The organism is Rhizobium sp. Root708 (assembly GCF_001429725.1).
In the GTDB taxonomy this organism is placed as follows: domain Bacteria; phylum Pseudomonadota; class Alphaproteobacteria; order Rhizobiales; family Rhizobiaceae; genus Rhizobium.
The window spans coordinates 43181-68458 of record NZ_LMHV01000012.1 but is presented as its reverse complement, the minus strand read 5'-3'; the positions used below and the strand labels follow the sequence as shown (position 1 = coordinate 68458).

26 protein-coding genes are annotated in these 25278 nt (G+C 62.0%); 6 read left to right on the top strand and 20 right to left on the bottom strand.

From position 1 onward, the window contains the following. Positions 1-10 precede the first annotated feature (10 nt). The 5 genes from ASE04_RS10725 to phnC all read right to left on the bottom strand — a co-directional run bounded on the left by ASE04_RS10725 (position 11) and on the right by phnC (position 5077). Positions 11-706, bottom strand: coding sequence for a DUF1045 domain-containing protein (locus ASE04_RS10725; RefSeq protein WP_056816378.1), 696 nt, complete (start codon positions 704-706; stop codon positions 11-13). A 132-nt stretch (positions 707-838) separates the two neighbouring features. Further along, positions 839-2179: a phosphonate ABC transporter, permease protein PhnE gene (gene phnE / locus ASE04_RS10720; protein ID WP_056816375.1), complete on the bottom strand. Its 1341-nt coding sequence runs from the start codon at positions 2177-2179 to the stop codon at positions 839-841. Between the two features lie 8 nt (positions 2180-2187). Next, on the bottom strand, positions 2188-3168 hold the full coding sequence (phnE, locus tag ASE04_RS10715; protein ID WP_056816373.1) for a phosphonate ABC transporter, permease protein PhnE: 981 nt from the start codon (positions 3166-3168) through the stop codon (positions 2188-2190). Between the two features lie 70 nt (positions 3169-3238). Continuing rightward, the gene (gene phnD, locus ASE04_RS10710) at positions 3239-4144 is read right to left on the bottom strand and encodes a phosphonate ABC transporter substrate-binding protein (RefSeq protein ID WP_056816370.1); all 906 of its coding nucleotides are present in this window, start codon (positions 4142-4144) and stop codon (positions 3239-3241) included. An 87-nt stretch (positions 4145-4231) separates the two neighbouring features. Continuing rightward, complete coding sequence (phnC, locus tag ASE04_RS10705; RefSeq protein ID WP_056816367.1) at positions 4232-5077, bottom strand: phosphonate ABC transporter ATP-binding protein; 846 nt, start codon at positions 5075-5077, stop codon at positions 4232-4234. Positions 5078-5340: 263 nt separating this feature from the next. Between phnC and ASE04_RS10700 the strand changes: the two genes are divergently transcribed. Continuing rightward, positions 5341-5553, top strand: coding sequence for a hypothetical protein (locus ASE04_RS10700; RefSeq protein ID WP_056816364.1), 213 nt, complete (start codon positions 5341-5343; stop codon positions 5551-5553). A 93-nt stretch (positions 5554-5646) separates the two neighbouring features. On the opposite strand, the gene ASE04_RS10695 is transcribed toward ASE04_RS10700, so the two are convergent. The 9 genes from ASE04_RS10695 to phnG form a co-directional block, all read right to left on the bottom strand. Then, positions 5647-6174, bottom strand: a complete 528-nt coding sequence (locus tag ASE04_RS10695) for a ribonuclease H family protein (RefSeq protein ID WP_056816361.1) — start codon at positions 6172-6174, stop codon at positions 5647-5649. Positions 6175-6252: 78 nt separating this feature from the next. Then, positions 6253-6654 carry a hypothetical protein gene (locus ASE04_RS10690; RefSeq protein WP_056816358.1) on the bottom strand — a complete coding sequence of 134 codons (402 nt, stop codon included), beginning with the start codon at positions 6652-6654 and terminating at the stop codon, positions 6253-6255. A 343-nt stretch (positions 6655-6997) separates the two neighbouring features. Then, a complete protein-coding gene (locus ASE04_RS10685) occupies positions 6998-7615 on the bottom strand; it encodes a DapH/DapD/GlmU-related protein (protein ID WP_056816354.1) in 618 nt (205 codons plus the stop codon). Continuing rightward, the gene (phnL, locus tag ASE04_RS10680; RefSeq protein ID WP_056816352.1) at positions 7612-8322 is read right to left on the bottom strand and encodes a phosphonate C-P lyase system protein PhnL; all 711 of its coding nucleotides are present in this window, start codon (positions 8320-8322) and stop codon (positions 7612-7614) included. Before phnL ends, ASE04_RS10685 begins: the two co-directional genes overlap by 4 nt. Before the next feature lie 64 nt (positions 8323-8386). Further along, positions 8387-9163, bottom strand: a complete 777-nt coding sequence (gene phnK / locus ASE04_RS10675) for a phosphonate C-P lyase system protein PhnK (RefSeq protein WP_056816349.1) — start codon at positions 9161-9163, stop codon at positions 8387-8389. Further along, positions 9160-10041: an alpha-D-ribose 1-methylphosphonate 5-phosphate C-P-lyase PhnJ gene (locus tag ASE04_RS10670; protein WP_056816346.1), complete on the bottom strand. Its 882-nt coding sequence runs from the start codon at positions 10039-10041 to the stop codon at positions 9160-9162. The genes phnK and ASE04_RS10670 overlap by 4 nt, the downstream gene beginning before the upstream one ends. Then, positions 10038-11147 (bottom strand): carbon-phosphorus lyase complex subunit PhnI, encoded by a 1110-nt coding sequence (locus ASE04_RS10665; RefSeq protein WP_056816343.1) that lies wholly within the window; start codon positions 11145-11147, stop codon positions 10038-10040. Before ASE04_RS10665 ends, ASE04_RS10670 begins: the two co-directional genes overlap by 4 nt. Before the next feature lie 3 nt (positions 11148-11150). Continuing rightward, positions 11151-11774, bottom strand: coding sequence for a phosphonate C-P lyase system protein PhnH (gene phnH / locus ASE04_RS10660; protein WP_056816341.1), 624 nt, complete (start codon positions 11772-11774; stop codon positions 11151-11153). Continuing rightward, a complete protein-coding gene (gene phnG, locus ASE04_RS10655; protein ID WP_056816338.1) occupies positions 11774-12241 on the bottom strand; it encodes a phosphonate C-P lyase system protein PhnG in 468 nt (155 codons plus the stop codon). The genes phnH and phnG overlap by 1 nt, the downstream gene beginning before the upstream one ends. A 98-nt stretch (positions 12242-12339) precedes the next feature. Here phnG and phnF point away from each other — a divergent pair, with 98 nt between their 5' ends. Beyond that, the gene (gene phnF, locus ASE04_RS10650; RefSeq protein ID WP_056816336.1) at positions 12340-13071 is read left to right on the top strand and encodes a phosphonate metabolism transcriptional regulator PhnF; all 732 of its coding nucleotides are present in this window, start codon (positions 12340-12342) and stop codon (positions 13069-13071) included. A 159-nt stretch (positions 13072-13230) separates the two neighbouring features. On the opposite strand, the gene ASE04_RS10645 is transcribed toward phnF, so the two are convergent. From ASE04_RS10645 to mepA, 6 genes are all read right to left on the bottom strand, one after another. Beyond that, positions 13231-13866 (bottom strand): 2,3-bisphosphoglycerate-dependent phosphoglycerate mutase, encoded by a 636-nt coding sequence (locus tag ASE04_RS10645; RefSeq protein ID WP_056816335.1) that lies wholly within the window; start codon positions 13864-13866, stop codon positions 13231-13233. A gap of 19 nt (positions 13867-13885) precedes the next feature. Beyond that, positions 13886-14710: a 4-hydroxy-tetrahydrodipicolinate reductase gene (gene dapB / locus ASE04_RS10640; RefSeq protein ID WP_056816332.1), complete on the bottom strand. Its 825-nt coding sequence runs from the start codon at positions 14708-14710 to the stop codon at positions 13886-13888. A gap of 19 nt (positions 14711-14729) precedes the next feature. Further along, positions 14730-16517 (bottom strand): ABC transporter ATP-binding protein, encoded by a 1788-nt coding sequence (locus ASE04_RS10635; protein WP_056816329.1) that lies wholly within the window; start codon positions 16515-16517, stop codon positions 14730-14732. Positions 16518-16611: 94 nt separating this feature from the next. Next, a complete protein-coding gene (locus ASE04_RS10630) occupies positions 16612-17637 on the bottom strand; it encodes a glucokinase (RefSeq protein WP_056816325.1) in 1026 nt (341 codons plus the stop codon). A 32-nt stretch (positions 17638-17669) separates the two neighbouring features. Next, on the bottom strand, positions 17670-18050 hold the full coding sequence (locus tag ASE04_RS10625; protein WP_056816323.1) for a methylglyoxal synthase: 381 nt from the start codon (positions 18048-18050) through the stop codon (positions 17670-17672). Between the two features lie 85 nt (positions 18051-18135). Next, the gene (gene mepA, locus ASE04_RS10620) at positions 18136-19209 is read right to left on the bottom strand and encodes a penicillin-insensitive murein endopeptidase (protein ID WP_056816320.1); all 1074 of its coding nucleotides are present in this window, start codon (positions 19207-19209) and stop codon (positions 18136-18138) included. Positions 19210-19401: 192 nt separating this feature from the next. Between mepA and ASE04_RS10615 the strand changes: the two genes are divergently transcribed. From ASE04_RS10615 to ASE04_RS10600, 4 genes are all read left to right on the top strand, one after another. Continuing rightward, a complete protein-coding gene (locus ASE04_RS10615) occupies positions 19402-21240 on the top strand; it encodes an extracellular solute-binding protein (protein WP_056816317.1) in 1839 nt (612 codons plus the stop codon). A gap of 158 nt (positions 21241-21398) precedes the next feature. Continuing rightward, positions 21399-22493, top strand: a complete 1095-nt coding sequence (locus tag ASE04_RS10610; protein ID WP_056816315.1) for a microcin C ABC transporter permease YejB — start codon at positions 21399-21401, stop codon at positions 22491-22493. Further along, the gene (locus tag ASE04_RS10605; RefSeq protein WP_056816312.1) at positions 22493-23641 is read left to right on the top strand and encodes an ABC transporter permease; all 1149 of its coding nucleotides are present in this window, start codon (positions 22493-22495) and stop codon (positions 23639-23641) included. Before ASE04_RS10610 ends, ASE04_RS10605 begins: the two co-directional genes overlap by 1 nt. Then, a complete protein-coding gene (locus ASE04_RS10600) occupies positions 23638-25275 on the top strand; it encodes an ABC transporter ATP-binding protein (RefSeq protein WP_056816309.1) in 1638 nt (545 codons plus the stop codon). The genes ASE04_RS10605 and ASE04_RS10600 overlap by 4 nt, the downstream gene beginning before the upstream one ends. Positions 25276-25278 lie beyond the last annotated feature (3 nt).

The following is a 25278-nucleotide window of genomic DNA, read 5'->3' as shown; positions in this document are numbered from 1 at the left end:
ATCAGGTCTTTCAGCTTTCGGCGCCGGCAAGCGGCCACCAGGAATGAACTTTGAACGGGGCGCCGCGCGCCTCTTCGACGAATACGGCCAGGCCGGAAATTGCCAGCGGCCGGCCCGTAAAGGCCGAAAATCGCTCGGCCAGAATCTCCTTCATCACGCCGGATCGCTCGGGCGGAACCTTGCCGGTCAGGGTCATGTGGAAACCAAAGTCATCCATTACGTAGGGATAGCCCCAGCGCAGCAGATTGGCCCTCTGGCTTTCCGTCAATTCCTCCGGCTTGCGACGCGCGACATCGGCATCCGACAGCGCGGCGCGGAACGGTTCGAAGGACTTTACCACCTTCGCAGCGAAATCCTGAAGCGGCGGATGCAGGAAACCGGGGACCAACGCAAAAAAGCGGCCGAGCTGCCCGAGCACCAGTTCCGGGATCTCGAAAGCGGGCGTGCGGGCGGCAAAATCCTCGACCACCGGGATCAGGTCCTTCTCGGTCACCGAGGCCGCCAGGCTGAACGGCGCCTTGATGGTCGCATGAAAGCCGTAACGCCGCGGATCGGCGGTCAGCTCGAACTGTTCGCTGCCCGGCATGTCCTGATATTCGGGAGCCGGATAAGTTTCGCCGGTGAAGGCATCACGGCCAAGCCAGAGCGAGGCCGTGCCGTTCAAAGGATGGTCCTCCGGCGGCGTGAAATAGAGTCCGTAACGCAAGGCTCGTATCCTGGGAAATCGTTCTGAAAGCGGGCCGCAGTCTGCCGCGATTTGCGCGGCAACTTCAAGACCGGTTTCCGGCTAAAAGATTTCCGTGACAGAATGATGATGGCCGGAGCCGATCTTCATCTTTTAATGTGTCTTCGTTCCCATCAGCCGGTGACGCAGGGCGTTCGAGGCCATGTCGAACAGGAACACCACCATCAGGATCAGCAGAACCATGTATGCGACGTTTTCCCAGTTGGCGTTGGTGCGCATCGATTCCCAGAGCTTGAGGCCGATACCGCCGGCGCCGACGGCGCCGATGATCGTCGCGCCGCGGACGTTCGATTCCCACTGGTAGAGCGTCTGGCTGACGAAAACCGGAACGATCTGCGGAATGATGCCGTAGCGGTGTGTGAGCATCGTCGAGGCGCCGGTGGACTTGATGCCTTCGCGCGGCTTGTTGTCGATGTTTTCAAGGCCTTCGGAATAGAGCTTGCCGAGCGTGCCGGTTTCCGTGAGGAAGATCGCGCCGGAGCCGGCGAGCGGTCCGGGGCCGAACGCGCGGGTCAGGAAGAGCGCCCAGATCAGCATGTCGACGGAGCGCAGGAAGTCGAAGAAGCGCTTCAGGACCTGATTGAGCAGCCTGTTCGGCGTGATGTTGCGCGCCGCCAGGAACGCCAGCGGGAAGGCTACCAGCGCACCGAGCAAGGTGCCGAGGAAGGCCATGACGATGGTCTGGAAGAGCTTGGTCCAGACATCGCCATGCTGCCAGGCGCTGTTGTACCAGATGTTGTCGAAGGCGAGCGACAGATTGGATTGGCCGGGCTTCAGTTCCGGGCCCGAAACGATCAGGCTCAAAACCTCGCCTGCCGGCTTGTCGAAGAAGGGCGATTGGGTGTCGAATACGAAATTCGCCCAGCCGAGGAAGCGCTTGCGGATCTTCACGCGGTCGGCGGAGATGCTGACATCGCCGGCAAAACCGAGATCGGCAAGAACGTTGTCGTCATAGACGGTCATCCAGCTCGGAACGGGGCCGACGACCTTTGGCGCACCGCTCGACAGTTCGACCGGAACGGTGATGCCGTGGGCGGTGACGACAGCCTCGGTCTTCGAAACCGTTACCATGCGTCCCTTGCCGCTTACCGAAACCGAGATGGTACCGTCCGGATTGTTGACCACCCAATCGGGATGCGGGTTGTCGCCAAGCGGCGAGAAGCGCGGATACTTGACGGTGATGCCGGTATCGCCGATGCGAAACTCCGGCTGGACGTCATAGCTCACCCACTGGCTGAGATAGAGGCCGACGCGCTCCCAATGCGCCTCGGCAAGCAACTTCGGCAGGTCGAAGAACCAGCTGGCATAGATGCCGTAAAGCAGCGTGGCGACGACCATCATCAGGCCACCGAACCGCTGACGGAAGGAACGTTTGAAGTAGTCCGGATAGCGGAGTTCGATTTCATGCATCCGGTTGGCGTCGATCACCGTCATGGCGGACCTCAATGCTGCAGAAGGAAGGCATGCTCGCCGACGAGGCGGCGGCGCAGCCATGCGGAGAACTGGTCGACCGCGACGATGGTGATGAAGAGCAACAGAACCAGTGCCACGGTCTTGGCACCGAAACCGCGCGAGATGGAAAGCTTCAACTCCTCGCCGATACCGCCGCCGCCGACGGCGCCGATGATCGTGGACGCACGGACGTTCACCTCGAGCCGAAGCAGGGCATAGGACATGAAGTTCGGCATGACCTGCGGCAGGGCTGCGAAGCGGACGCGCTCGGCCCAGCTGGCGCCGACGGCTTTCATGCCTTCATCCGGCTTCATGTCGATGTTTTCGACGACTTCGTAGAAGAGCTTTCCGAGCGCGCCGACCGTATGGAGGCTGACGGCGATGATGGCGGCGACGGGCCCGATCGACAGGATCGCGGCAAAGAGACCGGCAATGACGATCTCGGGAAAAGCGCGCAGGAATTCCATGAAGCGCTTGACGACGATACGCAGCGGAGAGGACGGCGACAGATTGCGGGCCGCGAGGAAGCTCAGCGGCATGGCGAAGACCACACCGACGATGGTCGAGACCAGCGCGATGTTGATCGTCACGATCATCAGCTCGAAGTATTCGGGAATGTAGAAGCTGCCCCATACGGGCACGCGACCGAGCGCGAAATTATACTCTTCGCCCGTCTGGTGGCTCGGGCTTTCGATATCGAACAGCGCCCGCCAGACGTCGGTCCAGTCCTTGGGAACTAGCCAGCTCACGAAATCGAAGAGATGCGGCAGGCGTTCGATGAAATGGCCGGCATTGCTTTCGTCCGCGAACTTCACGGAGCTGACGAAAGCGACCAGCAGGATCACCAAGCCGAGACCGGTGTAGAGGCGGCGGCGGGCCACCATCTTGCTCCACGCCTCGCCGATTTCATGGGCGCTCTGCTGCGGTTGCTGCGCGCGGTGCGTCTGAGAATGAGGATCGGCAAAGGTCATGGTGGATGTCCGCTTTCTTGGCAGGAAAAAGGGCGGCCACAAGGACCGCCCCTCTCGATCTGGAGATCGATCAGCCGCCGATGGCAGCCTTACGAGCGTCGATGATCGCGTTGTAGAAGTCAGGCGTGACCTTGGAGTAGCCCTTGAAATCGCCGCCTTCGATGGCTGCGAAGCACTTGGCGTCCTTTTCCGGAAGCTTCATGAAGAAGTCCGTCAGCTTGGCCTGCCACTCGGTGCCGAGTTCGTTGCGAACGACGAGCGGGCCGTTCGGGATCAGCGGCGAGCGCCAGACTTCGACCAGCTTGTTCGGATCAACGGTGCCCTTGTCGACAGCCTTGCGGAAGGTGCCGGAGGTGTAGCCGTCCTTGAAATCGCCGATGCCCGAAGAGTCGTCAACAGCGACGTCGACCTTGCCGTCATAGGCAGCAAGAAGGTTGTTCTCGTGACCGCCGTTGAACTGCGTCGAAGCGAAGTACTTGTCGTTCGGAACGCCGGTGTCCTTCGGGATCTGCGTCAGCGGGATCAGGTAGCCAGACGTGGAGTCCGGATCCGCGTAGCCGAGCTTCTTGCCCTTGGCGTCCTTGATGTCCTTGATGCCGGAGGACTTCAGAGCGAGACCGATCGAGTAGTAGCCGGTCGAGCCGTCTTCCTGCTGCGTCGTCAGGATCGGGGTCACAGCCTTCGGATCCTTGATGTTGACGGCTGCGTAGCCGGAAGCGCCGAGTTCCGCGAAGTCTAGCGTGCCGCCGAGGAGACCCTGGATAACGCCGTCATAGTCGGCAGCCGGGAAGAGCGAAACCTTCTCGAAGCCGAATTCCTTCTTCAGGTGGTCGGCAAGGCAAGCGTAGTTGCGAAGACGGTCGGCCTCGTTTTCACCGCCGAGGATACCGACGCGGAATTCCTTGAGGTCCGCAGCATGCGAAACGCCAGCGAGCGCAAACAGCGCCGTGGCGGCAAAAAGTGCTTTCTTCAACATGGTTCTCTCCTGATTGACCGGGGTCCCCCGGCAATTCTGTTTAAGAAGTGTGCCCATAACGCAGGCTTACGATCGAGGCCGCCCCTCTCAGAGACCGGCCAGCGCCAGCGGTTGCAAGCCGGCGGATTGGTGCGCGGCTGCGGCCGCGGGAATGTTGATTGCGGTCGACGTCAACGTTTCGTCGATGCCGGCGCCGTCCTTGTCGGTGCCGTAGATCTGCTTGACGGCTTCCGCCGTCAGTTCGGACGGCTTGCCGTCGAACACGACGCGGCCGGCCGACATGCCGACGATGCGCTCGCAGTAATTGCGCGCGGTGTCGAGCGTATGCAGGTTGGTGACGACGGTGATGCCTTCGCGCTCGTTGATGTCGCGCAGCGCGTCCATGACGATCTTGGCGTTCAGCGGATCGAGCGAGGCGATCGGCTCATCGGCGAGAAGCATCTTCGGGTTCTGCATCAGGGCGCGAGCGATGGCGACGCGCTGCTGCTGACCACCCGACAAGGTACCCGCCATCTGCAGCGCCGTCTGCTCGATGCCGAGGCGCTCGAGCGCGGCGATGGCGTGGATGCGCTCTTCGCGGCTGAAAACGCCGAGCAGGCTCATTGTCGTCGAGCGATGATTGAGACGGCCAAGCATGACGTTGGTCAGCACGTCGAGGCGCGGCACGAGATTGAACTGCTGAAAGATCATCGCGCAGTCGCGCTGCCAGTTGCGCAGCGCATGGCCACGCAGACGCGAGACTTCGACGCCGGCGAAATGGATCGAACCCGATGTCGGCTCCTGCAGGCGGTTGATCATGCGCAGAAGCGTGGACTTGCCGGCGCCGGAACGGCCGATGATGCCGACCATCTGGCCCTGAGGAATGTCGAGCGTCACGGAATCGACGGCAGTCTTGTTTCCGAAACGGCGGGTGACATTCTTCAGTTCGAACATCATGCTCTTCCTCATAGTCCAGGTGCGATATGGGGGAGTGCATTAGTCCCGGTTCATGAAGCTCCAATGTCAGTTTTATGTAAGGACTGTCATAATCGAAGCTTTGGCGGGCGCTGGAAGCCGGCCGGGCTCTTGATAGCCGAAAAGCCGCAAATTGCCGCCTGTTCGGGTATTTCAAGCCGAGCCTGTTGCCGTTGGCGGTTGACCCGAGCGGCGGTCGATGGCAGGCAATTTCGAGACCGCGACGATACTGGAGTAAAGCGATGGACCAGACACTCTTCAAAAACCTGTGCAACGCCGGGAAGTTCAAAGAGGCACTCGGTCTCGCCATCCGCGGACACGAGGATGAGAAGTTCACGCCCAGCCGTTTCTCCATGGACAAGAAGACCGGACTGCCGATCTTCTATCGCGGCAACAAGCGCGTCGAACCGGACGAGACCGGAGAATGGCAGCTCGCGAAGAACCCGTGGGCGTAAGGGCCGAAGCCGAGAGTTGATCGCGGCACGGTTACGTGGCGGCGCCTATCGGCAACCGGCGCAGCTGCCCGCGGGCATGGTTGGGGCAAGCGTTCAGCGGGTAGCTTTACCACCCAACGACAGGCGGCCGTGCTCCGCGAGTTCATCGGCGCGCTCGTTGCCGGCAAGGCCCGAATGGCCCTTGCACCAAGCAATGGTCAGCAGGCGATTGCGGGACAGCTGATCGTCGATCGCCTTCCAGAGCTCCGGATTTGCGATGGTTCGGCTTCGGACGTTCGCATTGGCGCTTATCTTCTTCCAGCCGTTGTTCTTCCAGATGTGGCGCCACTGATTGCAGCCTCTGACCGCGTACGCCGAATCGGACCAGACGACCGCTGTTTCCACCGTAACGTTGCCGTTGACCCAGGTCACGGCTTCGAGAAGCGCGATCAGTTCCGTCGTGTTGTTGGCGGCTTGCTTGACGCCACCAAAGCCGGAAGCGACTTCCGCATCGTCGCGATAGACCACGAACGCCCATCCGCCCTCTCCTGAATTAGGTTCGTAGCAACCATCGGCGAAGACGTGGAGACTCCTGGCGGCAATATTTTCGGGGAGGAGGATCGTGTCGGTGTGATCGGTCATCTGGCCTTGTGGACATCCATCCGCGAGGGGCGGATCGCGGGACGCTCGGCTCTATACCGAACCACCGGAACGCCAGACCTATTCGGCAGCAGCCAGAAACACCGTATTCTCCGCCGGCGACGCAAGGGCGCGAACCTTGGCTTCCGTCTTGGCGATCAACTGATAAAACTCGTCCTGTGCTTCGACATCGAGCTGGATCACGGCATTTACGTCGTCCGCGGTATCGCAGACGCAGGCGACCGCCGATATCGGACAGATGCCACCTGGATAGCGCTTGCCGGTTCCCGTGTAGGCGCGGCGGCCCCACCGTTCCGAATAGACTGTTTCCTCGCGGTCAAGCTCCAGGATCGTGCCCTTGCAAGCCGTCACGATCGCAGCCTTGCCGTAAGCGAACCAATGATAGTTCAGCTTCCGCAGAATATACTTGCCAGTGATATCTTCGCCGGCCAATTCTGCCGGATCTTCAATCATTCTGATCATGACGACTTCCTCAAGATCAGTCTAATATCCATGAAGTACGTTTGCGAGACAAGCCGGAAAATTGTAGCTTTTGTAACGACTTAGTCACAATGTGTTTCCAATTCTTACAGGAACTGGCATTCGCGCAAGCTCATCCATGGCCAAGACGCATGATTATCCCTGCGACAAACAGAGGTCGCCTCCTGTTCTTTCCTAGCAGGGACAGACGCTACTATTGTGACAATGGGGCTCCCCGATGCTTCGTCGGCTGCAGGTTTTTAAACGCCCAGGCGAGCGACAATATCGACGGCTTTGGGCCGGCCAAACTCCGGGCGGCATGAGCGCCCCTGTCCGGGGCGCCCGATCATGCTTCGTAGCGGGCGAGGAAATCTTCAGCGCTCAGCGCACGGAAATCGGCCAGGGCAACGCGCAGACGGTCGTGCTCCCAATCCCACCAGGCGAGCTTGTCCATGCGTTCGCCGACGCCCTTCGGGAAGCGTTCGCGGATCAGTTTGGCAGGGACGCCGCCGACGATGGTGTAGGGAGCGACATCTTTCGAGACGACGGCACCAGCGCCAATGACGGCTCCATTGCCGACCGTGACACCGGGCAGGATGGTGACGCCGTGGCCGATCCAGACATCATGGCCGATGACGACGCGATTGGAGCGGCGCCATTCGAAAAAGTCGGTCTCCATATCGGCATCCGGCCAATAATCGGCGGCGCGATAGGTGAAGTGATGCAACGTTGCGCGCCAGGTCGGGTGATTGGTGGCATTGATGCGCACCGAGGCGGCGATGTTAACGAACTTGCCGACCGTCGCGCACCAGATGGCGCCGTCCTGCATGACGTAGGAATAGTCGCCGAACTCGACTTCCTCGATGCGGCAACGCTCGGAAACCTCCGTGAAGCGCCCGAAGGTGGCGTTCTTCACGGATGCGGTTTCGTGGAAATAGGGCTCGAGGCCAATCTTGCGGCTCATGCGGCGATTGCCTTTCGCGGCGAGAACTTCTGGACGTCGAGAATGCGGTCGGCGACGGCCTCGCGCACCTCTTCATCGTGGAAGATCCCGAGGAGGGCGACACCCGCCTTTTTCTTCTCCTCGATCATGCCGACGACGACGGCGCGGTTCCTGGCATCTAGCGAGGCGGTCGGCTCGTCGAGCAACAGGACGGTGTGGTCGGTGATGAAACCGCGGGCGATGTTGACGCGCTGCTGCTCGCCGCCGGAGAAGGTCGCGGGCGGAAGCTGCCAGAGCGCTTCCGGCAGGTTCAGCTTCGAGAGAAGGTTTGCGGCCTTCTCGCGCGCTGTTTCCGCAGTTAGGCCACGGGCGACCAGCGGTTCTGCCACCACGTCGATGGCCGCAACACGCGGGACGGTGCGCAGGAACTGGCTGACATAGCCGAGCGTATCGCGGCGCACGGCGATGACAGTACGCGGGTCCGCAGTTGCCAGATCGACGATCTTGTCGTGATGCTTGATGAGGATCTGGCCGCTATCGACGGCGTAGTTACCGTAGATCATCTTCAGCAGCGAACTCTTGCCGATGCCCGACGGGCCGCCGAGGACGACGCATTCCCCTGATGCCACGGAAAAGGATACATCCGAGACAACCGGCAGCTTGATGCCGTCGCGCAGGTGCATGGTGAAGCTCTTGACGACTTCAGAAACAACGAGTGGCGTTGCCATGATTTCTTTCCTTAGTTTCGCTTGCCACGGACACCGGTAGCCGGAGTCAGAACGGCATTCGCGATCAGACCTGCAGGATGGAGGAAACGAGGAGCTGCGTGTACGGCTCACGCGGATCGTCAAGGACGCGATCGGTCAGCCCGTGCTCGATGACATGGCCGTCCTTCATCACCATCATGCGGTGCGACAGCAGGCGCGCGACGGCGAGGTCGTGGGTGACGATGATGGCGGCAAGGCCAAGATCGTTGACTAGGCCGCGCACGAGATCCAGCAGGCGAGCCTGCACCGACACGTCCAGGCCGCCGGTCGGCTCGTCCATGAACACCAGGCGCGGGCCGGTCACCAGGTTGCGGGCAATCTGCAGGCGCTGGCGCATGCCGCCGGAGAAGGCGCGCGGCTGGTCGTCGATGCGGCCTTCGTCGATTTCGACGCGCTGCAGCCAGTCAATGGCGGTTGAGCGGATGTTGCCGTAGTGACGGTCGCCGATCGCCATCAGGCGTTCGCCGACATTGGCACCGGCCGAGACCGTCATGCGCAGGCCGTCAGCCGGATTCTGATGCACGAAACCCCAGTCGGTACGCATCAGGAAGCGGCGCTCGGCCTCGTTCATGCGGTAGAGGTCGCGATAGGCGCCATCGCGCATCTGGTATTCGACGCTGCCCGTCGTCGGCATCAGGCGGGTCGAGATGCAGTTGAGCAGCGTCGTCTTGCCCGAGCCGGATTCACCGACGATGGCGAGCACTTCGCCAGGCCAGAGCTCGAAGGAGACATTCCGGCAGCCGATGCGGTTGCCATAGAACTTCGAGACGTCGTTGACTTTGAGAAGCGGGGTGTCGCTCATTCGGCGGCCTCCTGATTGGGTGCCAACATCTCGCCGGCATGCCCGTGGGCGCGGCGGTCTTCGCAATGGTCGGTGTCGGAGCAGACGAACATGCGCCCGCCCTTGTCGTCGAGGATGACTTCGTCGAGGTAGACCTCTTCGGCGCCGCAGAGCGCACAGGGCTTGCCGAAGCGCTGGATCTCGAAGGGGTAGTCGTCGAAATCGAGGCTGACGACTTCGGTATAGGGCGGAACGGCATAGATGCGCTTCTCGCGCCCTGCCCCGAAGAGCTGCAACGCATCCGACATGTGCATTTTCGGATTGTCGAACTTCGGCGTCGGCGACGGATCCATGACGTAGCGGCCAGCGACCTTGACCGGATAGGCGTAGGTCTTGGAAATGCGGCCGTTGTGGGCGATGTCCTCGTAGAGCTTCACATGCATGAGGCCGTATTCCTCAAGCGCGTGCATCTTGCGGGTTTCGGTCTCGCGTGGCTCGAGGAAGCGCAGCGGCTCGGGGATCGGCACCTGGTAGACCAGCACCTGGTTGGTGCCGAGCTTTTCTTCAGGGATGCGGTGGCGTGTCTGAATGATCGTCGCGTCCTTGGTGTGTGTCGTCACCGCGACATTCGCGACCTTCTGGAAGAAGGCGCGGATGGAGACTGCGTTGGTCGTATCGTCGGCGCCCTGGTCGATGACCTTCAGCACATCATCCGGCCCGATGATCGAGGCCGTGACCTGCACGCCGCCGGTGCCCCAGCCGTAGGGCATCGGCATTTCGCGCGACGCGAAGGGAACCTGATAGCCAGGGATGGCGATCGCCTTCAGGATCGCGCGGCGGATCATGCGCTTCGTCTGCTCGTCGAGATAGGCGAAATTGTACGTGGCCAGATCGGTCATTCCGCAGCCTCCTTGATGGTATCGTCGCCGCCGATGCGGTTGGCTTCGAATTCGTTGCGCATGCGGCGGACCAGATCGAGTTCAGCCTGGAAGTCGACGTAATGCGGCAGCTTCAGGTGCTCGACGAAGCCGGTCGACTGCACGTTGTCGGCATGGGAGATGACGAATTCCTCGTCCTGCGCCGGGGCGGTGATGTCCTCGCCGAGTTCTTCGGCGCGCAGCGCACGGTCGACGAGCGACATGGACATTGCCTTGCGCTCGCTCTGGCCGAAGACGAGGCCATAGCCGCGGGTGAACTGCGGCGGCGCTTTGGACGAACCCTTGAACTGGTTGACCATCTGGCATTCGGTGACCTGGATGGTCCCGAGCGAAACGGCGAAGCCGAGTTCGGGAACATCGAATTCGACCTCGACCTCACCGATGCGGATTTCGCCGGTGAAGGGATGGTTGCGGCCGTAACCGCGCTGGGTCGAATAGCCGAGCGCCAGGAGGAAGCCTTCGTCGCCACGGGCCAGCGCCTGCAGGCGCAGATCGCGGGTCATCGGGAACTCCATCGGCTCGCGCGTGAGGTCACCGATCTCGTGATCCTCGGGCATTTCGCCATCGCCCTCGATCAGACCTTCCTGCGCGAGGATTTCCGAAACGCGCATGACACGGCCGGTTTCCGCATCGCGAAGCGTCGGTTCCTCGACGGCTTCGTCAGTCAGGAGCGACGGGTCGAGGAGGCGATGCGTATAGTCGAAGGTCGGACCGAGCAACTGGCCGCCCGGAAGATCCTTGTAGGTGGCGGAGACGCGGCGCTCGATCTTCATGCGGGCGGTATCGACAGGCTTGCTATAGCCGAAGCGCGGCAGCGTCGTGCGGTAGGCGCGGAGCAGGAAGATCGCTTCGATCATGTCGCCGCGCGACTGGCGGACGGCGAGAGCGGCAAGCGTGCGATCGTAGAGCGAGGCTTCGGCCATGACGCGGTCGACGGCCAGCGCCAGCTGCGCCACGATCTGATCGATACCGATAGCCGGCAACGAACGGTCACCGCGACGGCGATCCGCCAGCAGGCGATGGGCGTTGGCAATGGCGGCTTCGCCACCCTTAACAGCAACATACATGGGTCACATCTCCGTTGCGGTGATCTTGGTGGTGCGCGGCAGGCAGAGGAACCGGCTGCCCGAGGTCAGCACGATATCGATGCCGCGCGGGAAGAGGGCGCGGTTCTCCGTCCAGAGGCGCAGGAAGCTGTCGGGCAGGCCGAGCGGCGCGATATCGGTCACGGTCTTGATGCCGGGACCCATCAGCGCCAGCTTGCGGCCGCCCTCGATATCCGCCAGCTCGATGACAACAGTCGTCGAACGGTCCGGATATTCCTGGGTGCCGGCGGCAAAGAGACCGAAGGACGACAGAGGCGTTCCGGCTTCGACGAACGCGAAGCGCGCTTCGGCCTTCTCCGGCGTGACCGGCGCACCGGTGTGAAAGCCGAGCCATTGCGGCACGGCGGATTTTGCCAGCCCTGATGACAGCCAGACCGGGGTGTCGTGATCGCAGAGCGTCAGCGCGATGGCACCGGCCGCAACGCCGAGGGGTGCCGGCGGCAAGGCGTCGGGGGCGACCGTCTGGATCGTGCCCGGACGCGCCATCGCATCCATCATCAGCTTGAAGACGCTCTGGGCGTGGAAGACTGGTTCGGCAAAGCCGCCGGCCAACGCATCATTCTTGGGGGCTTCCGTCTTGAGGCTCATCAGTCGTCTCCGCGAACCATGGTGAAGAAATCGACGCGGGTTGCCGCCGTCTCATCGGCCTTGCGGCGATCGGCATCGGCCACGCGTGCAGCGATCGGCTGCAGAAGCGCCTGCTCGACGAAGGATTGCGTCGCCTGCTCCTGCCAGAGCGCGTCGAAGATGGCGGAAAGCCGGGCCTTCTCGCGATCCGTGCCAAGCGACTGAGCGTGACCGACGGTGCCAGATGCCAGGCGCACGGTGGCGCGGGTGACCGTCACCTCACCGAGGTTGAACGGCGCACCGCCGCCGCCCATGCGGCCACGGACCATGACGAGGCCTGTTTCCGGTCCGCGCACCGGCTGGGCCGCAGGCTTTTCCGCCAGCTTGTCCCACGCCTCGACCAGCTCCTGCCGCTCCGCGCGCGCAAGCAGGTCGACGACGCGCTTGCGCCCCGCTGCTTCCGGCTCATTCTTTTCCGCTAAGGTCATCGCCACATCCTTTAAATGTCTATTGATATAGACAACTATACAAGATATGATTAGGCTTAAATCGGCGAGATGACAAGCGTGTGACATCAAGGGGCAAAATGGCTGGGCAGGTACAGAGACAGACGGGCGTGGCGCTGTGGCGACAGATCGCCGACCGTATTCGCCAGGCGATCAGCGCCGGCGCCTATGACGAGACAGGCATGGTGCCGCCCGAGACGGTGCTGGCGCTGCAGTTCGGCGTCAACCGCCACACGGTCAGAAGCGCGATCGCGGCCCTTGCCCAGGAAGGGATCGTGCGCGCCGTGCAGGGACGCGGCACGCTGATCGAGCGCAAGGAGCGACTGAACTTTCCGATCACCAAGCGCACCCGCTTTACCGCAGGCATCGGGGAGCAGGCGCGCGAGATGCGCGGCCTGCTGCTTTCCTATTCGGAGGAGAAGGCCGATGCGGAAGTTGCGCGCGGCCTGAAGATCCGGCCAGGCGAGCCTGTGATCCGCATGGAAACGGTTCGCAAGGCGGACGGCAGCCCGGTCTCCTGCGCAACGGCGTGGTTTCCCGCCGGGCGCTTCGGCGGCATGCCGGATGCCTACAAGCGGACCGAATCCATCACCAAGGCCTTTGCCGAGCTTGGACTACCCGACTACGTGCGCGCGACCACCGAGATCACCGCCGTCCATGCCGACGAGGCGGATACGGCAGCGCTCGAACTGTCGCCCGGCGCGATCCTGCTGATCACCAAGGCCGTCAACACTGACCTTGAGGGCGTTCCGGTCCAATACGCGATCAGCCGGTTTGCCGCCGACCGTGTGCAGTTCACGATCGAGAATTGATGGCTATCTTAGCAGCATGGCTTGGACGCAGTGTGGGCGTGGGTGGCCCCTGCATCCCTCATCCCGGACTTGGTCTTTCAACCCAAGGACTTGGGTTGACTGGATCCCGGCACAAGGCCGGGATGAGGGCAGAGCGTGTTGGCGCGACCAGATGAGCGCTTAGTGCGCGCCGGACATGTCGCCGAGCACTTCCTTGGAAGCGACCGTGGAGTCGGCATTGAGCTTGTAGACCATGGGAACGCCGGTGGCGAGGTTGACGCCGAGAATCTGTTCCTTGGTCAGCTTGTCGAGGACCATGACGAGCGAGCGCAGCGAATTGCCGTGGGCGGCGACCAGTACCTTTTCGCCACGCAGGACGCGCGGCAGAATTTCCGTCAGATAGTAGGGCCACACGCGGGCGCCGGTGTCGCGCAGGCTTTCGCCGCCCGGAGGGGGAACGTCGTAGGAGCGGCGCCAGATGTGGACCTGCTCTTCGCCCCACTTGGCGCGGGCGTCGTCCTTGTTGAGGCCGGAGAGATCGCCGTAGTCACGCTCGTTGAGCGCCTGGTCCTTGATCGTCTGAAGGCCCTGCTGGCCGACATTGTCGAGGATGATCTTCAGCGTGTCCTGCGCGCGCTTCAGATCAGACGTGAAGGCGATGTCGAACTTGATGCCGTAGTCGGCAAGCGCCTTGCCACCGGTGTTGGCTTCCTGAACGCCGAGCTCGGTGAGCTCCGGATCCTTCCAGCCGGTGAAAAGGTTCTTGAGGTTCCAGTCGCTCTGGCCGTGGCGAACGAGGACGAGGGTACCACTCATGAAAATGCCTCCAAAAAGATCAGCGTTGGGAAAGCCCGAGCACGTCGAGCATGGAATAGAGACCGGGTTTCTTGTCGCGCGCCCAAAGGGCGGCCTTGACGGCGCCGCGCGCAAAGATTGAACGATCGCCGGCGCTGTGCGACATGGTGACCAACTCGCCTTCGCCGGCGAAAACGACCGAATGTTCGCCGATGACCGAGCCGCCGCGCAACGTGGCAAAACCGATCGTGCCTGCTTCGCGCGGGCCGGTGTGGCCGTCGCGGACGCGGACGGAATGGGTCGCGAGATCGACGCCGCGCCCCTTGGCGGCAGCCGCGCCGAGCAAGAGGGCGGTGCCCGAGGGGGCGTCGACCTTGCGCTTGTGGTGCATTTCGAGAACTTCGATATCCCAATCGGCGGGATCGAGCGCGCGGGCGGCCTGTTCGACCAGGACGCTCAAGAGATTGACGCCGAGGCCCATGTTGCCCGACTTGACAACGCGGGCGTGGCGGGCGGCGGCTGCGAACTTCGCCTCGTCCTCGGTCGAGCAGCCTGTCGTGCCGATGATATGGACGATGCGGGCCTGAGCTGCGAGTGCTGCAAATTCGTTGGTCGTCGCGGGCGTGGTGAAATCCAGAACGCCGTCGGCATGCAGGAAAGCCGCCAGCGGATCGTCGCCGATGATGACGCCGTTCGGCCCAAGGCCTGCGATCTCGCCGGCATCCTTGCCGACGAAGGCCGAGCCCGGGCGGGCGACGGCGGCATGCAAGGTCACGCCATCGATCTCGTGGACCAACCGAATGAGCGCCTGCCCCATGCGACCTGCTGCACCAACTACCACCAGCTTCATCGCAGCATCACTCATGTCACCACACTACCTTGTCTCAGAATAATTCCGAGGCTGCCGGCCTCTGAAGGTTGTTGAGGCGAGCGTAGAGACCGTCCTCACGCTTCGCAAGCGCCTCGTGCGTGCCCTCCTCGACGACCCTGCCCTGCTGCATGACGACAATCTTGTCGGCGCGGACGACGGTCGAAAGGCGGTGAGCGATGACGACGACGGTGCGGCCGGTCATGGCCTCTTCGAGCGCCTTCTGGACGGCAGCTTCCGATTCCGTATCGAGGGCGGAAGTCGCTTCGTCGAGCAGCAGGATCGGTGCATTGCGCACAAGCGCACGCGCGATCGACAGGCGCTGACGCTGGCCGCCTGACAGCGTTACGCCGTTTTCGCCGACCGGCGTATCGTAACCCTGCGGCTGGGCGAGGATGAACTCGTGCGCGTAGGCAAGACGGGCGGCTTCCTCGATTTCCGCATCGGTGGCCTCCGGCCGACCGTAGCGAATGTTGTCGCGGATCGAACCTTCGAAGAGATAGGGCTGCTGCGACACGTAGGCGAGCTGCTGGCGCAGCGACTGCTTCGTGACATGCGCGATGTCCTGACCGTCGATCAGGATCGATCCCGACTTCGGATCATAGAAACGCGGAATGAGATTGATGATCGTCGACTTGCCGGCCCCCGACGGTCCGACCAGCGCCGTGGTGCGGCCGCCTTCGGCAACGAAGTTCAGGCCATTCAGAACGTTTTCATCGCCATAGCCGAAGGCAACGTCGCGAAACTCGATGAGCGCCGCAGTGACAACCAGCGGCTTCGCGTCAGGCAGATCGCGCTGCCTCGGCTCCATGTCGAGGAGCTCGTAGATCATGCGCGCATTGACGGCCGCGCGCTCCATCTGCACCTGCAGTTTGGCCAGCCGACGCGCTGGGTCGTAGGCAAGCAGGAGCGCGGTGACGAACGAAAAGAATGCGCCCGGAGGAGCATTGAAATAGATCGACCGGTAGGCGGCATACGCGAGAACGCTTGCGACAGCAAGGCCGGCGAAGCTTTCCGTCATCGGTGCGTTGCGTTCCGAAAGGCGGGCGATCTTGTTGGCTCGGCTTTCCGCAGCCGTGATGATCTTGTTGACCTTGCCTTCGAGCTCGGCTTCCATCGTGAAAGCCTTCACGATGGAAATACCCTGGATGGTTTCCTGCATCGCGCCGAGCACGTGGCTGTTGAGGTCGATTGCCTCCTTGGTCGCCTGTCGCAGACGCCGGGACAGATAGCGGAGCGCGATCAGCAGCGGCGGCGCGAGAACCAAGACCGCCAGACTGAGCAGGGGATCCTGATAGACCATGACGCCGATGAGCGAAACGAAGGTCAGAAGATCGCGCGCGGTCGAGGTGACCGTCAGGTTCAGGACATCACCGATGCCGCTGACATTCTGGCTGACCTGGGCGGCGATGCGCGCCGAACGGGCCTCGTTGAAGAAGCCGACCGATAGCGACATCAAATGCGAGTAGAGGCGGCGCTGATAGCGCGCCACGATGTTGTTGCTGACTTTCGACAAGGCCACGGCCTGGCCGTAGCTTGCAAAACCGCGCAGCACGAAGGCAATGAAAATCGAAAGACAGATGATCCAGACCATATCGGCGCGGCGATTGGCGAAGGCCTCATCGATGACGGACCGCATGATCCAGGCGGTAAAGGCTGTCGAGAGCGCGACAATCACCAGACATGTGATCGCAACCGCATAGCCCCAGATATGCTCGCGTCCATTTTCGGCAATAATACGCTTCAGGACGGCGGTAACCGTGCTGCTGTCAACGGGTCGCTGCGAAGTATCGGGTGACGGCAAAAATCGGGTTTCCTGTCTCGGACCTGTGCGCCGCAGCTGCAGCGCACGCTCGGGCGGCTCTATAAAGAGTTGCCGCCCATTTGGCTAGAGCCGCCTAGCGCCGCCAGCGACGGCCATCGGTCGAAACGCCGAAGCTCTCCGGCCTGCGGGCAAAGGACGACAGTCCTGCCAGAGCCGCGAGCGGATGGGTAACGACATAGGTGGGGATCTTCGCGAGCAACCGGGAATGCGGCGCCTTGTCCTCGAAGGCGGCACGAAATTCCGGACGGCGCAGGGCCGGCAATATCTTCTGCGAGATGCCGCCCGACAGGAAGACGCCGCCGCGTGCCATGAAGACGAGAGCCATGTCGCCGGCAACGCGGCCAAGATAGGTCGAGAACAGGGAAACCGTCTCGACGGCGATCTTGTCGGTGTCCGCCAGCGCATGCGAGGTGATATCGGCTGGATCACTGTAAGCCGGCTCGATGCCATCGGCAGCGCAGATCGCCCGGTAGAGATGGACGATGCCGCGGCCGCAGAGAATCTGTTCGGCGGATACGCGCCCCTCGATCGCCTCGACGTGCGGGAAGATTTCGTAGTCACGCTTGCTGCGCGGTCCGAGATCGATGTGCCCGCCCTCGCCCGGGACAGGAATCCAGGTGTTCTGCGCATGCAGCAGGCCGCCGACGCCAAGACCGGTGCCCGGACCGAGCACCACGCGAGAGGCGACAACGTCTCCGGACGCCTCGCCCAGGCGCTCGCGATGCTCGTCGGAGAGATGAGCGATTGCCAGGGCCTGCGCTTCGAAGTCGTTGACGACAAGCACGTGCTCAAGCCCGAGACCCTCGATCATCGTGCGCGGGCGTACCACCCAATCGCAGTTGGTCAGCGGAATTTCGTCCTCGCGGATCGGGCCGGCGACGGCCAGGATCGTGGAGCGCGGCTTGATGGCGCTCTTTTCCATGATCGCCGCGCGAATGGCATCGTCGATCGTCTCGAAGTCCGCTGTCCGGACGTTCGGAAAATTGATCTGCTCCGCATCGGCATCGGCGATGATCGCGAAGCGGGCGTTGGTGCCGCCGATGTCGCCGATAAGGATCGGATAGGGCATTCTGGCTTCGTTGGTGTCGGACTGTAGCATCTCAGGTTCCGTAAGTGCGCGCATCTTGCCGATTAAAGGTGAAGGTCTGCTATCAGCCTGTCGGCCGTCGCCTCGTTGAGGGCCATCGGAATATCATAGACGATCGCAAGGCGCATCAAAGCCTTGACGTCGACATCATGCGGCATCGGCGTCAGCGGATCGACAAAGAAGATGATCGCATCCGCTTCGCCGGTCGCAATCAGCGCGCCGATCTGCTGATCGCCACCAAGAGGACCACTCTTCAGCCTGGTGACGTCGAGTTCCGGCGCCGCCTCGAGGACACGGCCGCCGGTGGTACCGGTGGCAACGATGCGCCAGTTCTTCAGCGCTTCCTTGTGACGGCGGGCAAACTCCGCCATGTCATCCTTCTTCTGGTCATGCGCAATCAATGCGAGGCATTTGCCGCCGGCCATGAAAAGAGACCTCCGCCCTAGAATTAAATCGATTTGGCGCTTCTATACGAAGAGTTTGCGATTTGAAAGACGACCCGGTACCGGCTCACTGATCCGCAGGCTTGTCATCCGGAACCGGACCGAGTGCCGGCAGCGCTTCGTCTGACGTTGCGGCCGGTTCCGCCGCCGGTGCAACGGTGAGCGATTCCGCCGCGGACGCACCGCCGTAGGTCGCCGCACGGACGGATGCCACCGATGGCGCAGCGAGAACCGCCGCGCAAGCCTTCGGCAGATCAGACACCATCACTTCGCGCGGCTTGACCGGCTTGGCGCCGGGTTTCGGCGGCTTCGGCGCGGCCCACGGCTCCTTGGTGAACCACCAGGCCAGCGACTTGTCGCATCCGTCACCGGCAACGACCGGCGCCTGTGGCTTGCAGCTCGCATCGCCCGGAGGGCATTTGATGCGGATATGGAAATGCGAATCGTGCCCATATTCCGGCCTCAGCTTGCCGAGATTGGTGCGATCTCCCGTCCAGGTATCGCACATCTTCTTCTTGATCGCCGGATTGACGAAAATGCGCTCGACCTGCGGATAGCTTGCGGCGCGCATCAGCAGACGGGCGCGAGACTCGCTCCAGACGTTTGGATTGATCGTCAGAAAGGCGCCCTTCTGCAGCATCGTCGTGAACGGCAGCGCCTCCCGTTGCTCCGCCGTCAAATGACGAGACGGCATCGGCGTCAGCCACACATCAGCATCGAGGCCGATCTGATGCGACGCGTGGCCGTTGAACATCGGGCCGCCGCGCGGCTGCGCGATGTCGCCGACGAGAAGACCCGGCCAACCGTCGTATTTCGCGGCATCACGGGAGAGTCGCTCGAGGAGGGCGATCATCGCCGGATTGCCCCAGCGCCGGTTGCGGGAAAGGCGCATCGCCTGCCAGGTCGGCCCATCGGTCGGCAGGGCGACCGCGCCGGTCATGCAGCCCTTGGCATAGAAACCATAGGGTTCTGCAGGGCCTTGGGACGGCAACTCGACCGAACCGAAAATCGCCTTGGCGCTGCCCGGACTGGGCTGCTTCTGCTGCGCGGCGACATCACCGGCAACGAGACCCGCACCAATCGCCCCCGCCAAGGTCAATTGAACGAAAGAGCGAAATACCTGCGCTATACGAAGAGCCATGCCATTTCCCGAACATCTGCTGATTTCAAATCGAGTGATTTGCGCTGAATCTAACGTGAAATCGAATTTTGGTGAATCGATGTTTCACAAAATCCGTTCCGCTTCCGTCCGGACAAAAACTGTTGGCTCACCTGTTTTTCGCCTGCTTTTCGCCTATTGTCGGCGGAAGCAGAAAACAATCGGGGTTGGCGAATGGCGCTTACGTGGTCGAAACTTGGTGTGGTCTTTTCTCTTTTCGGCACATTGGCGCTGCCGCTCGCCGCGACGGCTCAGGACCTGGATTTCAAGATCGGTACGTCAGTCATCAGCGAGCTGAAATACAAGCCTGGCTTCAAGCATTTCGACTACGTGAACCCGGATGCGCCGAAGGGCGGCAATCTCAGGCTTTCGGCATCCGGCACCTACGACACGTTCAATCCGTTGCTCTCCAAGGGTCAAGCCGCCGTTGGCCTGACGCTGCCCTTCGAGACGCTGATGAAATCGGCGGACGACGAGTTGCTTGCGTCCTACGGCCTGCTGGCGGAGGGGCTTTCCTTTCCCGACGACGTCTCGAACGCGACGTTCCGGCTGCGCGCCGAGGCGAAGTGGGCGGATGGCAAGCCTGTCACGCCAGAGGACGTGATCTTCAGCTTCGACAAGGTAAAGGAACTCAACCCGCTCGCCTCCAACTACTACAAGCATGTGGTGAAGGCCGAGAAATCGGGCGAGCGCGACGTGACCTTCACCTTTGATGAGAAGAACAACAAGGAGCTGCCCAATATCCTCGGGCAGTTGGTCGTGGTGCCGAAGCACTGGTGGGAGGGCACCGGGCCTGACGGCAAGCCGCGCGATATCGCCAAGACCACGCTGGAACCGGTGATGGGCTCCGGCCCCTACAAGATCGCGGCGTTCTCGGCGGGAGCGACGATCCGCTACGAGTTGCGCGACGACTATTGGGGCAAGGACCTCAACGTGAATGTCGGGCAGAACAATTTCGGCTCGATCAACTACACCTATTACGCCGACCGCGACGTGGAGTTCGAGGCTTTCCGCGCCGGCAACAGTGACTTCTGGCAGGAGACGCTCGCGGCGCGCTGGGCGACAGGCTATGACTTCCCGGCCGTCAAGGAAGGCCGCGTGAAGAAAGAGGACGTGCCGAATGCGCTGCGCGCCACCGGCATCATGCAGGCAATGGTGCTAAACACTCGTCGTGACACGTTCAAGGACGAGAAGGTGCGCGAGGCGCTGAACTACGGCTTCGACTTCGAGGAACTGAACCGCACCGTCGCCTTCAACAGCTACAAGCGCATCGACAGCTATTTCTGGAACACCGAGCTCGCCTCTTCCGGGCTGCCTCAGGGGCGCGAGCTGGAGATCCTCAACGGCCTCAAGGACAAGCTTTCGCCTTCGGTCTTCACTACCGCCTATTCGAACCCTGTTGGCGGCGACGCGCAGAAAAGTCGCGACAACCTGCGCACAGCGATCAAGCTGCTCAAGGAGGCCGGCTGGGAGATCAAGGGCAACCGTATGGTCAATACTGAGACCGGCAAGCCGATGAGCTTCGAGATCCTGCTCTCGAGCCCGATCTTCGAGCGCTGGGCCGTGCCCTACGCCAACAACCTCAAGAAGATCGGCATCGATGTGCGGGTGCGCACCGTGGATGCCTCGCAGTATACCAATAGGGTGCGCAGCTTCGACTACGATATGATCTGGAACGTGTGGGCCGAAACGATGAACCCCGGCAACGAACAGGCGGACTACTGGGGTTCCGGCTCAGTCAACCAGCAGGGCTCGCGCAACTATGCCGGCATTTCCGACCCGGCGATCGACGCGCTGATCCGCATGGTGATCTTCGCGCCTAGTCGGGACGAGCAGGTGGCGGCGATCAAGGCGCTCGACCGCGTGCTGATGGCGGGCCACTATGTCGTGCCGCTGTTCTACCGCGACACGCAGTCGATCACCTACTGGAACACGATCACCCGGCCGGCCGACTATCCAACCTATTCAACCGGTTTCCCTGATGTCTGGTGGTCGTCTTCCGCCAAGAAATGAGCGGACTTGCATTGACCTGACGGCTGGGCTCCAAATGGACCAACCGAATCACTTCGGACCATGATCAGCGCCGGGACGGATCGGCAGAGGAAGGCTTGAGGATTGAGCGGCGTTAGACTGGACAGCCTACGACAGAACTCCCCGGAGGCCGCTCGCTGATGGGAGCCTATATTCTTCGCCGCCTGCTTCTGATGATCCCGACAATCGTCGGCATCATGGCCATCTCGTTCACCGTCATCCAGTTCGCACCCGGCGGTCCGGTCGAGCAGGTGATCGCGCAGCTGACCGGCGATGCGCAAGGCGCCGACTCGCGCCTTTCCGGCGGTGGCGGCGACCTTCTCGGCGGCGGCGGCCTTGACGAAGGCAGCTCGAAATATCGGGGCGCCCAGGGGCTTGATCCGGAACTGATCGCCAAGCTCGAAAAGCAGTTCGGCTTCGACAAGCCGCCGCTGACGCGCTTCGGCGAGATGATGTGGAACTATATCCGCTTCGATTTCGGCGAGAGCTTCTTCCGCAACACGACGGTTCTCGAGCTGATCAAGGAGAAGTTGCCGGTGTCCGCCTCGCTCGGCATCTGGATCATGATCTTCTCCTACGGCATTTCCATCCCCCTCGGCATCCGCAAGGCGGTCAAGGATGGCTCGACCTTCGACGTCTGGACTTCGGGTATCATCATCATCGGCTATGCGGTGCCGAGCTTCCTGTTCGGTATCCTGCTGATCGTGCTCTTTGCCGGCGGATCCTTCTACGACTGGTTCCCGCTGCGCGGCCTCGTTTCCGACAATTTCGACCAGCTGGCCTGGTGGCAGAAACCGCTCGACTACTTCTGGCACCTGGCACTGCCGCTGATCTCGTTGTCGCTGGCCGCCTTCGCGACGACGACGCTGCTGACGAAGAACTCCTTCATCGAGGAGATCAAGAAGCAGTATGTAGTGACGGCCCGCGCGAAGGGCTTGAACGAACGACAGGTGCTCTATGGCCACGTGTTCCGCAACGCCATGCTGATCATTATCGCCGGCTTTCCCGGCGCCTTCATCTCCGCCTTCTTCACCGGCTCGCTGCTGATCGAGAACATCTTCTCGCTCGATGGTCTCGGGCGTCTCGGTTATCTCTCTGTCGTCAATCGCGATTACCCGATCGTGTTTGCGACGCTCTACATCTTCTCGCTGCTCGGCCTGTTCGTCAGCCTGATCTCCGACCTGATCTACACATGGATCGATCCGCGCATCGACTTCGAGCGGAGGGACGTCTGATGGACACCGCCGCCAATCCGACGACCGCAACCCCGGTCAAGCCGCCGCGCAAGGGCCTGCTGTCGCCGACCAACATCAGACGCTGGAAGAACTTCAAGGCCAACCGGCGCGGCTACTGGTCCTTGTGGCTGTTCCTCGTGCTGTTCGTGCTCAGCCTGTTTGCCGAGTTCATCGCCAACGACCGGCCGATCGTCGCCTCCTACAAGGGCGAAATCCTGTTTCCTGTGCTGGTCAACTATCCGGAAGAGAAGTTCGGCGGCTTCCTTGCCGAGACCGACTACCGCTCCGACGTGATCTCCGACGAGATCAAGGCCAATGGCTGGATGATCTGGCCGCCGATCCACTACTCCTATCGTTCGGTCAACTCGAATATCCCGCATTCTGCGCCGACCGCGCCCTTCTGGCTGATGAGCAAGGAGGAGCGCTGCTCCGGATATCCGCAGGGAGCGGCCGATCCCGGCTGCAACTTCGGCAATCTCAACTGGCTCGGGACCGACGATCAGGCGCGTGACGTGCTTGCCCGCGTCATCTACGGCTTCCGCATCTCCGTGCTGTTCGGCTTGGTGTTGACGATTTTCTCTGCCGTCATCGGCGTCACTGCTGGCGCGATCCAGGGCTATTTTGGTGGCTGGACCGACCTGTTGCTGCAGCGCTTCATCGAAATCTGGTCGTCGATGCCGGTGCTCTACATCCTGCTGATCATCGCGGCGATCCTGCCGCCCGGCTTCTTCGTGCTGCTCGGGATCATGCTGCTGTTCTCCTGGGTCGGTTTCGTCGGCATCGTGCGGGCGGAATTCCTGCGCGCGCGCAATTTCGAATATGTCAGGGCTGCGCGGGCGCTGGGCGTCGGCAATCGGACGATCATGTGGCGGCATCTGCTACCGAACGCGATGGTGGCGACGCTGACCTTCCTGCCGTTCATCCTGTCGGGCTCGATCACCACGCTGACCTCACTCGACTTCCTCGGCTTCGGCATGCCGCCGGGCTCGCCTTCGCTCGGCGAGATGATCGCGCAGGGCAAGGCCAACCTGCAGGCGCCGTGGCTTGGGCTGACCGCGTTCTTCGCCATGTCTATCATGCTGTCGCTGTTGATCTTCATCGGCGAGGCGGTTCGTGATGCATTCGATCCGAGGAAGACGTTTCAATGAGTGACGCTGCCGAAACACTGTTGTCCGTTCGCGATCTCTCGGTGGCATTTCATCAGAGCGGCGAAACATCGCTGGCTGTCGATCGCGTCTCCTTCGATATCCGCAAGGGCGAGGTGGTGGCGCTGGTCGGTGAGTCCGGTTCGGGCAAATCGGTCTCCGCCAACTCGATCCTGCGTTTGCTGCCCTACCCCTCCGCGAGCCATCCCTCCGGCGAAATCCTGTTCAAGGGCAAGGACCTCCTGAAGGCATCCGACAAGGCGTTGCGCGAGGTGCGCGGCAACGACGTCACGATGATCTTCCAGGAGCCGATGACCTCGCTCAACCCCCTGCACTCGATCGAGAAGCAGATTGCCGAGATTCTCGAACTCCACCAGGGCCTCACGGGAAAGGCGGCGCGCAAGCGGATACTCGAATTGCTGAATCAGGTCGGCATTCGTGAGCCGGAAAAGCGGTTGAAAGCCTATCCGCACGAACTCTCGGGTGGGCAGCGGCAACGCGTGATGATTGCCATGGCGCTCGCCAACCGGCCGGAGCTTCTGATTGCCGACGAGCCGACGACCGCGCTCGACGTCACCGTGCAGGCGCAAATCCTCGAACTTCTGCGGCAGTTGAAGGGGCAGCATGGCATGTCCATGCTGTTCATCACCCACGACCTCGGGATCGTGCGCAAGTTCGCGGATCGGGTCTGCGTGATGACCAAGGGCAAGATCGTCGAGACCGGTACCGTGGAAGAGGTCTTCCGCAATCCGCAGCACGAGTACACAAGGCATCTGCTCGCCTCCGAACCGCGCGGCGAACCGCCGGTTGCGGACGCCTCGAAGCCGATCGTAATGCAGGGATCGGATATCCGCGTCTGGTTCCCGATCAAATCAGGGCTGATGCGCAAGGTTGTCGATCACGTGAAGGCCGTGGATGGCATCGACCTGCAACTGCGTGCCGGACAGACGCTCGGCGTCGTCGGCGAATCCGGTTCGGGCAAGACGACGCTTGGCCTTGCGCTGACACGGCTGATCTCCTCGCAGGGCCGGATCAGCTTCGTCGGCAAGGACATAGCCGACTATTCATTTACGGAGATGCGGCCGCTTCGCAACCAGTTGCAGGTGGTGTTTCAGGATCCCTACGGCTCGCTCAGCCCGCGCATGTCGGTCGGCGATATCATCGCCGAGGGGTTGAAGGTGCATGAGCGCTCGCTCTCCTACGAAGAGCGCGACCAGCGCGTCTGCTGGGCGCTCGAGGAAGTCGGGCTCGATCCGCTAACCCGGTGGCGGTATCCGCACGAGTTCTCCGGTGGACAGCGCCAGCGCATCGCCATTGCCCGCGCCATGGTGCTGAAACCCCGCTTCGTGATGCTGGACGAACCGACCTCGGCGCTCGACATGAGCGTCCAGGCGCAGGTTGTCGATCTGCTGCGCGATCTGCAGACGAAGCACGATCTTGCCTATCTCTTCATCAGCCACGACCTGAAGGTGGTGAAGGCGCTGGCAAACGATGTCATCGTCATGCGCTTCGGCAAGGTCGTCGAACAGGGATCATCCGCCGATATCTTCGGCGCGCCGAAGGACGACTATACCAAGGCGCTGATGGCTGCCGCCTTCAACATAGAGGCGGTCCCGACGCCCGCCGTGCAACAGTAAAGA

Excerpts from the sequence above, each read along its gene's own strand:
- ASE04_RS10685 (WP_056816354.1), bottom strand. The coding sequence starts at position 7,615 with ATGAGCCGCAAGATTGGCCTCGAGCCCTATTTCCACGAAACCGCATCC.
- ASE04_RS10610 (WP_056816315.1), top strand. The coding sequence starts at position 21,399 with ATGGGAGCCTATATTCTTCGCCGCCTGCTTCTGATGATCCCGACAATC.
- phnC (WP_056816367.1), bottom strand. The coding sequence starts at position 5,077 with ATGTTCGAACTGAAGAATGTCACCCGCCGTTTCGGAAACAAGACTGCC.
- ASE04_RS10605 (WP_056816312.1), top strand. The coding sequence starts at position 22,493 with ATGGACACCGCCGCCAATCCGACGACCGCAACCCCGGTCAAGCCGCCG.
- phnK (WP_056816349.1), bottom strand. The coding sequence starts at position 9,163 with ATGAGCGACACCCCGCTTCTCAAAGTCAACGACGTCTCGAAGTTCTAT.
- ASE04_RS10630 (WP_056816325.1), bottom strand. The coding sequence starts at position 17,637 with ATGCTACAGTCCGACACCAACGAAGCCAGAATGCCCTATCCGATCCTT.
- phnL (WP_056816352.1), bottom strand. The coding sequence starts at position 8,322 with ATGGCAACGCCACTCGTTGTTTCTGAAGTCGTCAAGAGCTTCACCATG.
- phnD (WP_056816370.1), bottom strand. The coding sequence starts at position 4,144 with ATGTTGAAGAAAGCACTTTTTGCCGCCACGGCGCTGTTTGCGCTCGCT.
- ASE04_RS10700 (WP_056816364.1), top strand. The coding sequence starts at position 5,341 with ATGGACCAGACACTCTTCAAAAACCTGTGCAACGCCGGGAAGTTCAAA.
- ASE04_RS10600 (WP_056816309.1), top strand. The coding sequence starts at position 23,638 with ATGAGTGACGCTGCCGAAACACTGTTGTCCGTTCGCGATCTCTCGGTG.
- dapB (WP_056816332.1), bottom strand. The coding sequence starts at position 14,710 with ATGAGTGATGCTGCGATGAAGCTGGTGGTAGTTGGTGCAGCAGGTCGC.
- phnE (WP_056816375.1), bottom strand. The coding sequence starts at position 2,179 with ATGACGGTGATCGACGCCAACCGGATGCATGAAATCGAACTCCGCTAT.
- phnG (WP_056816338.1), bottom strand. The coding sequence starts at position 12,241 with ATGACCTTAGCGGAAAAGAATGAGCCGGAAGCAGCGGGGCGCAAGCGC.
- ASE04_RS10670 (WP_056816346.1), bottom strand. The coding sequence starts at position 10,041 with ATGACCGATCTGGCCACGTACAATTTCGCCTATCTCGACGAGCAGACG.
- phnH (WP_056816341.1), bottom strand. The coding sequence starts at position 11,774 with ATGAGCCTCAAGACGGAAGCCCCCAAGAATGATGCGTTGGCCGGCGGC.
- phnF (WP_056816336.1), top strand. The coding sequence starts at position 12,340 with ATGGCTGGGCAGGTACAGAGACAGACGGGCGTGGCGCTGTGGCGACAG.
- ASE04_RS10695 (WP_056816361.1), bottom strand. The coding sequence starts at position 6,174 with ATGACCGATCACACCGACACGATCCTCCTCCCCGAAAATATTGCCGCC.
- mepA (WP_056816320.1), bottom strand. The coding sequence starts at position 19,209 with ATGGCTCTTCGTATAGCGCAGGTATTTCGCTCTTTCGTTCAATTGACC.
- ASE04_RS10665 (WP_056816343.1), bottom strand. The coding sequence starts at position 11,147 with ATGTATGTTGCTGTTAAGGGTGGCGAAGCCGCCATTGCCAACGCCCAT.
- phnE (WP_056816373.1), bottom strand. The coding sequence starts at position 3,168 with ATGACCTTTGCCGATCCTCATTCTCAGACGCACCGCGCGCAGCAACCG.
- ASE04_RS10690 (WP_056816358.1), bottom strand. The coding sequence starts at position 6,654 with ATGATCAGAATGATTGAAGATCCGGCAGAATTGGCCGGCGAAGATATC.
- ASE04_RS10625 (WP_056816323.1), bottom strand. The coding sequence starts at position 18,050 with ATGGCCGGCGGCAAATGCCTCGCATTGATTGCGCATGACCAGAAGAAG.
- ASE04_RS10615 (WP_056816317.1), top strand. The coding sequence starts at position 19,402 with ATGGCGCTTACGTGGTCGAAACTTGGTGTGGTCTTTTCTCTTTTCGGC.
- ASE04_RS10645 (WP_056816335.1), bottom strand. The coding sequence starts at position 13,866 with ATGAGTGGTACCCTCGTCCTCGTTCGCCACGGCCAGAGCGACTGGAAC.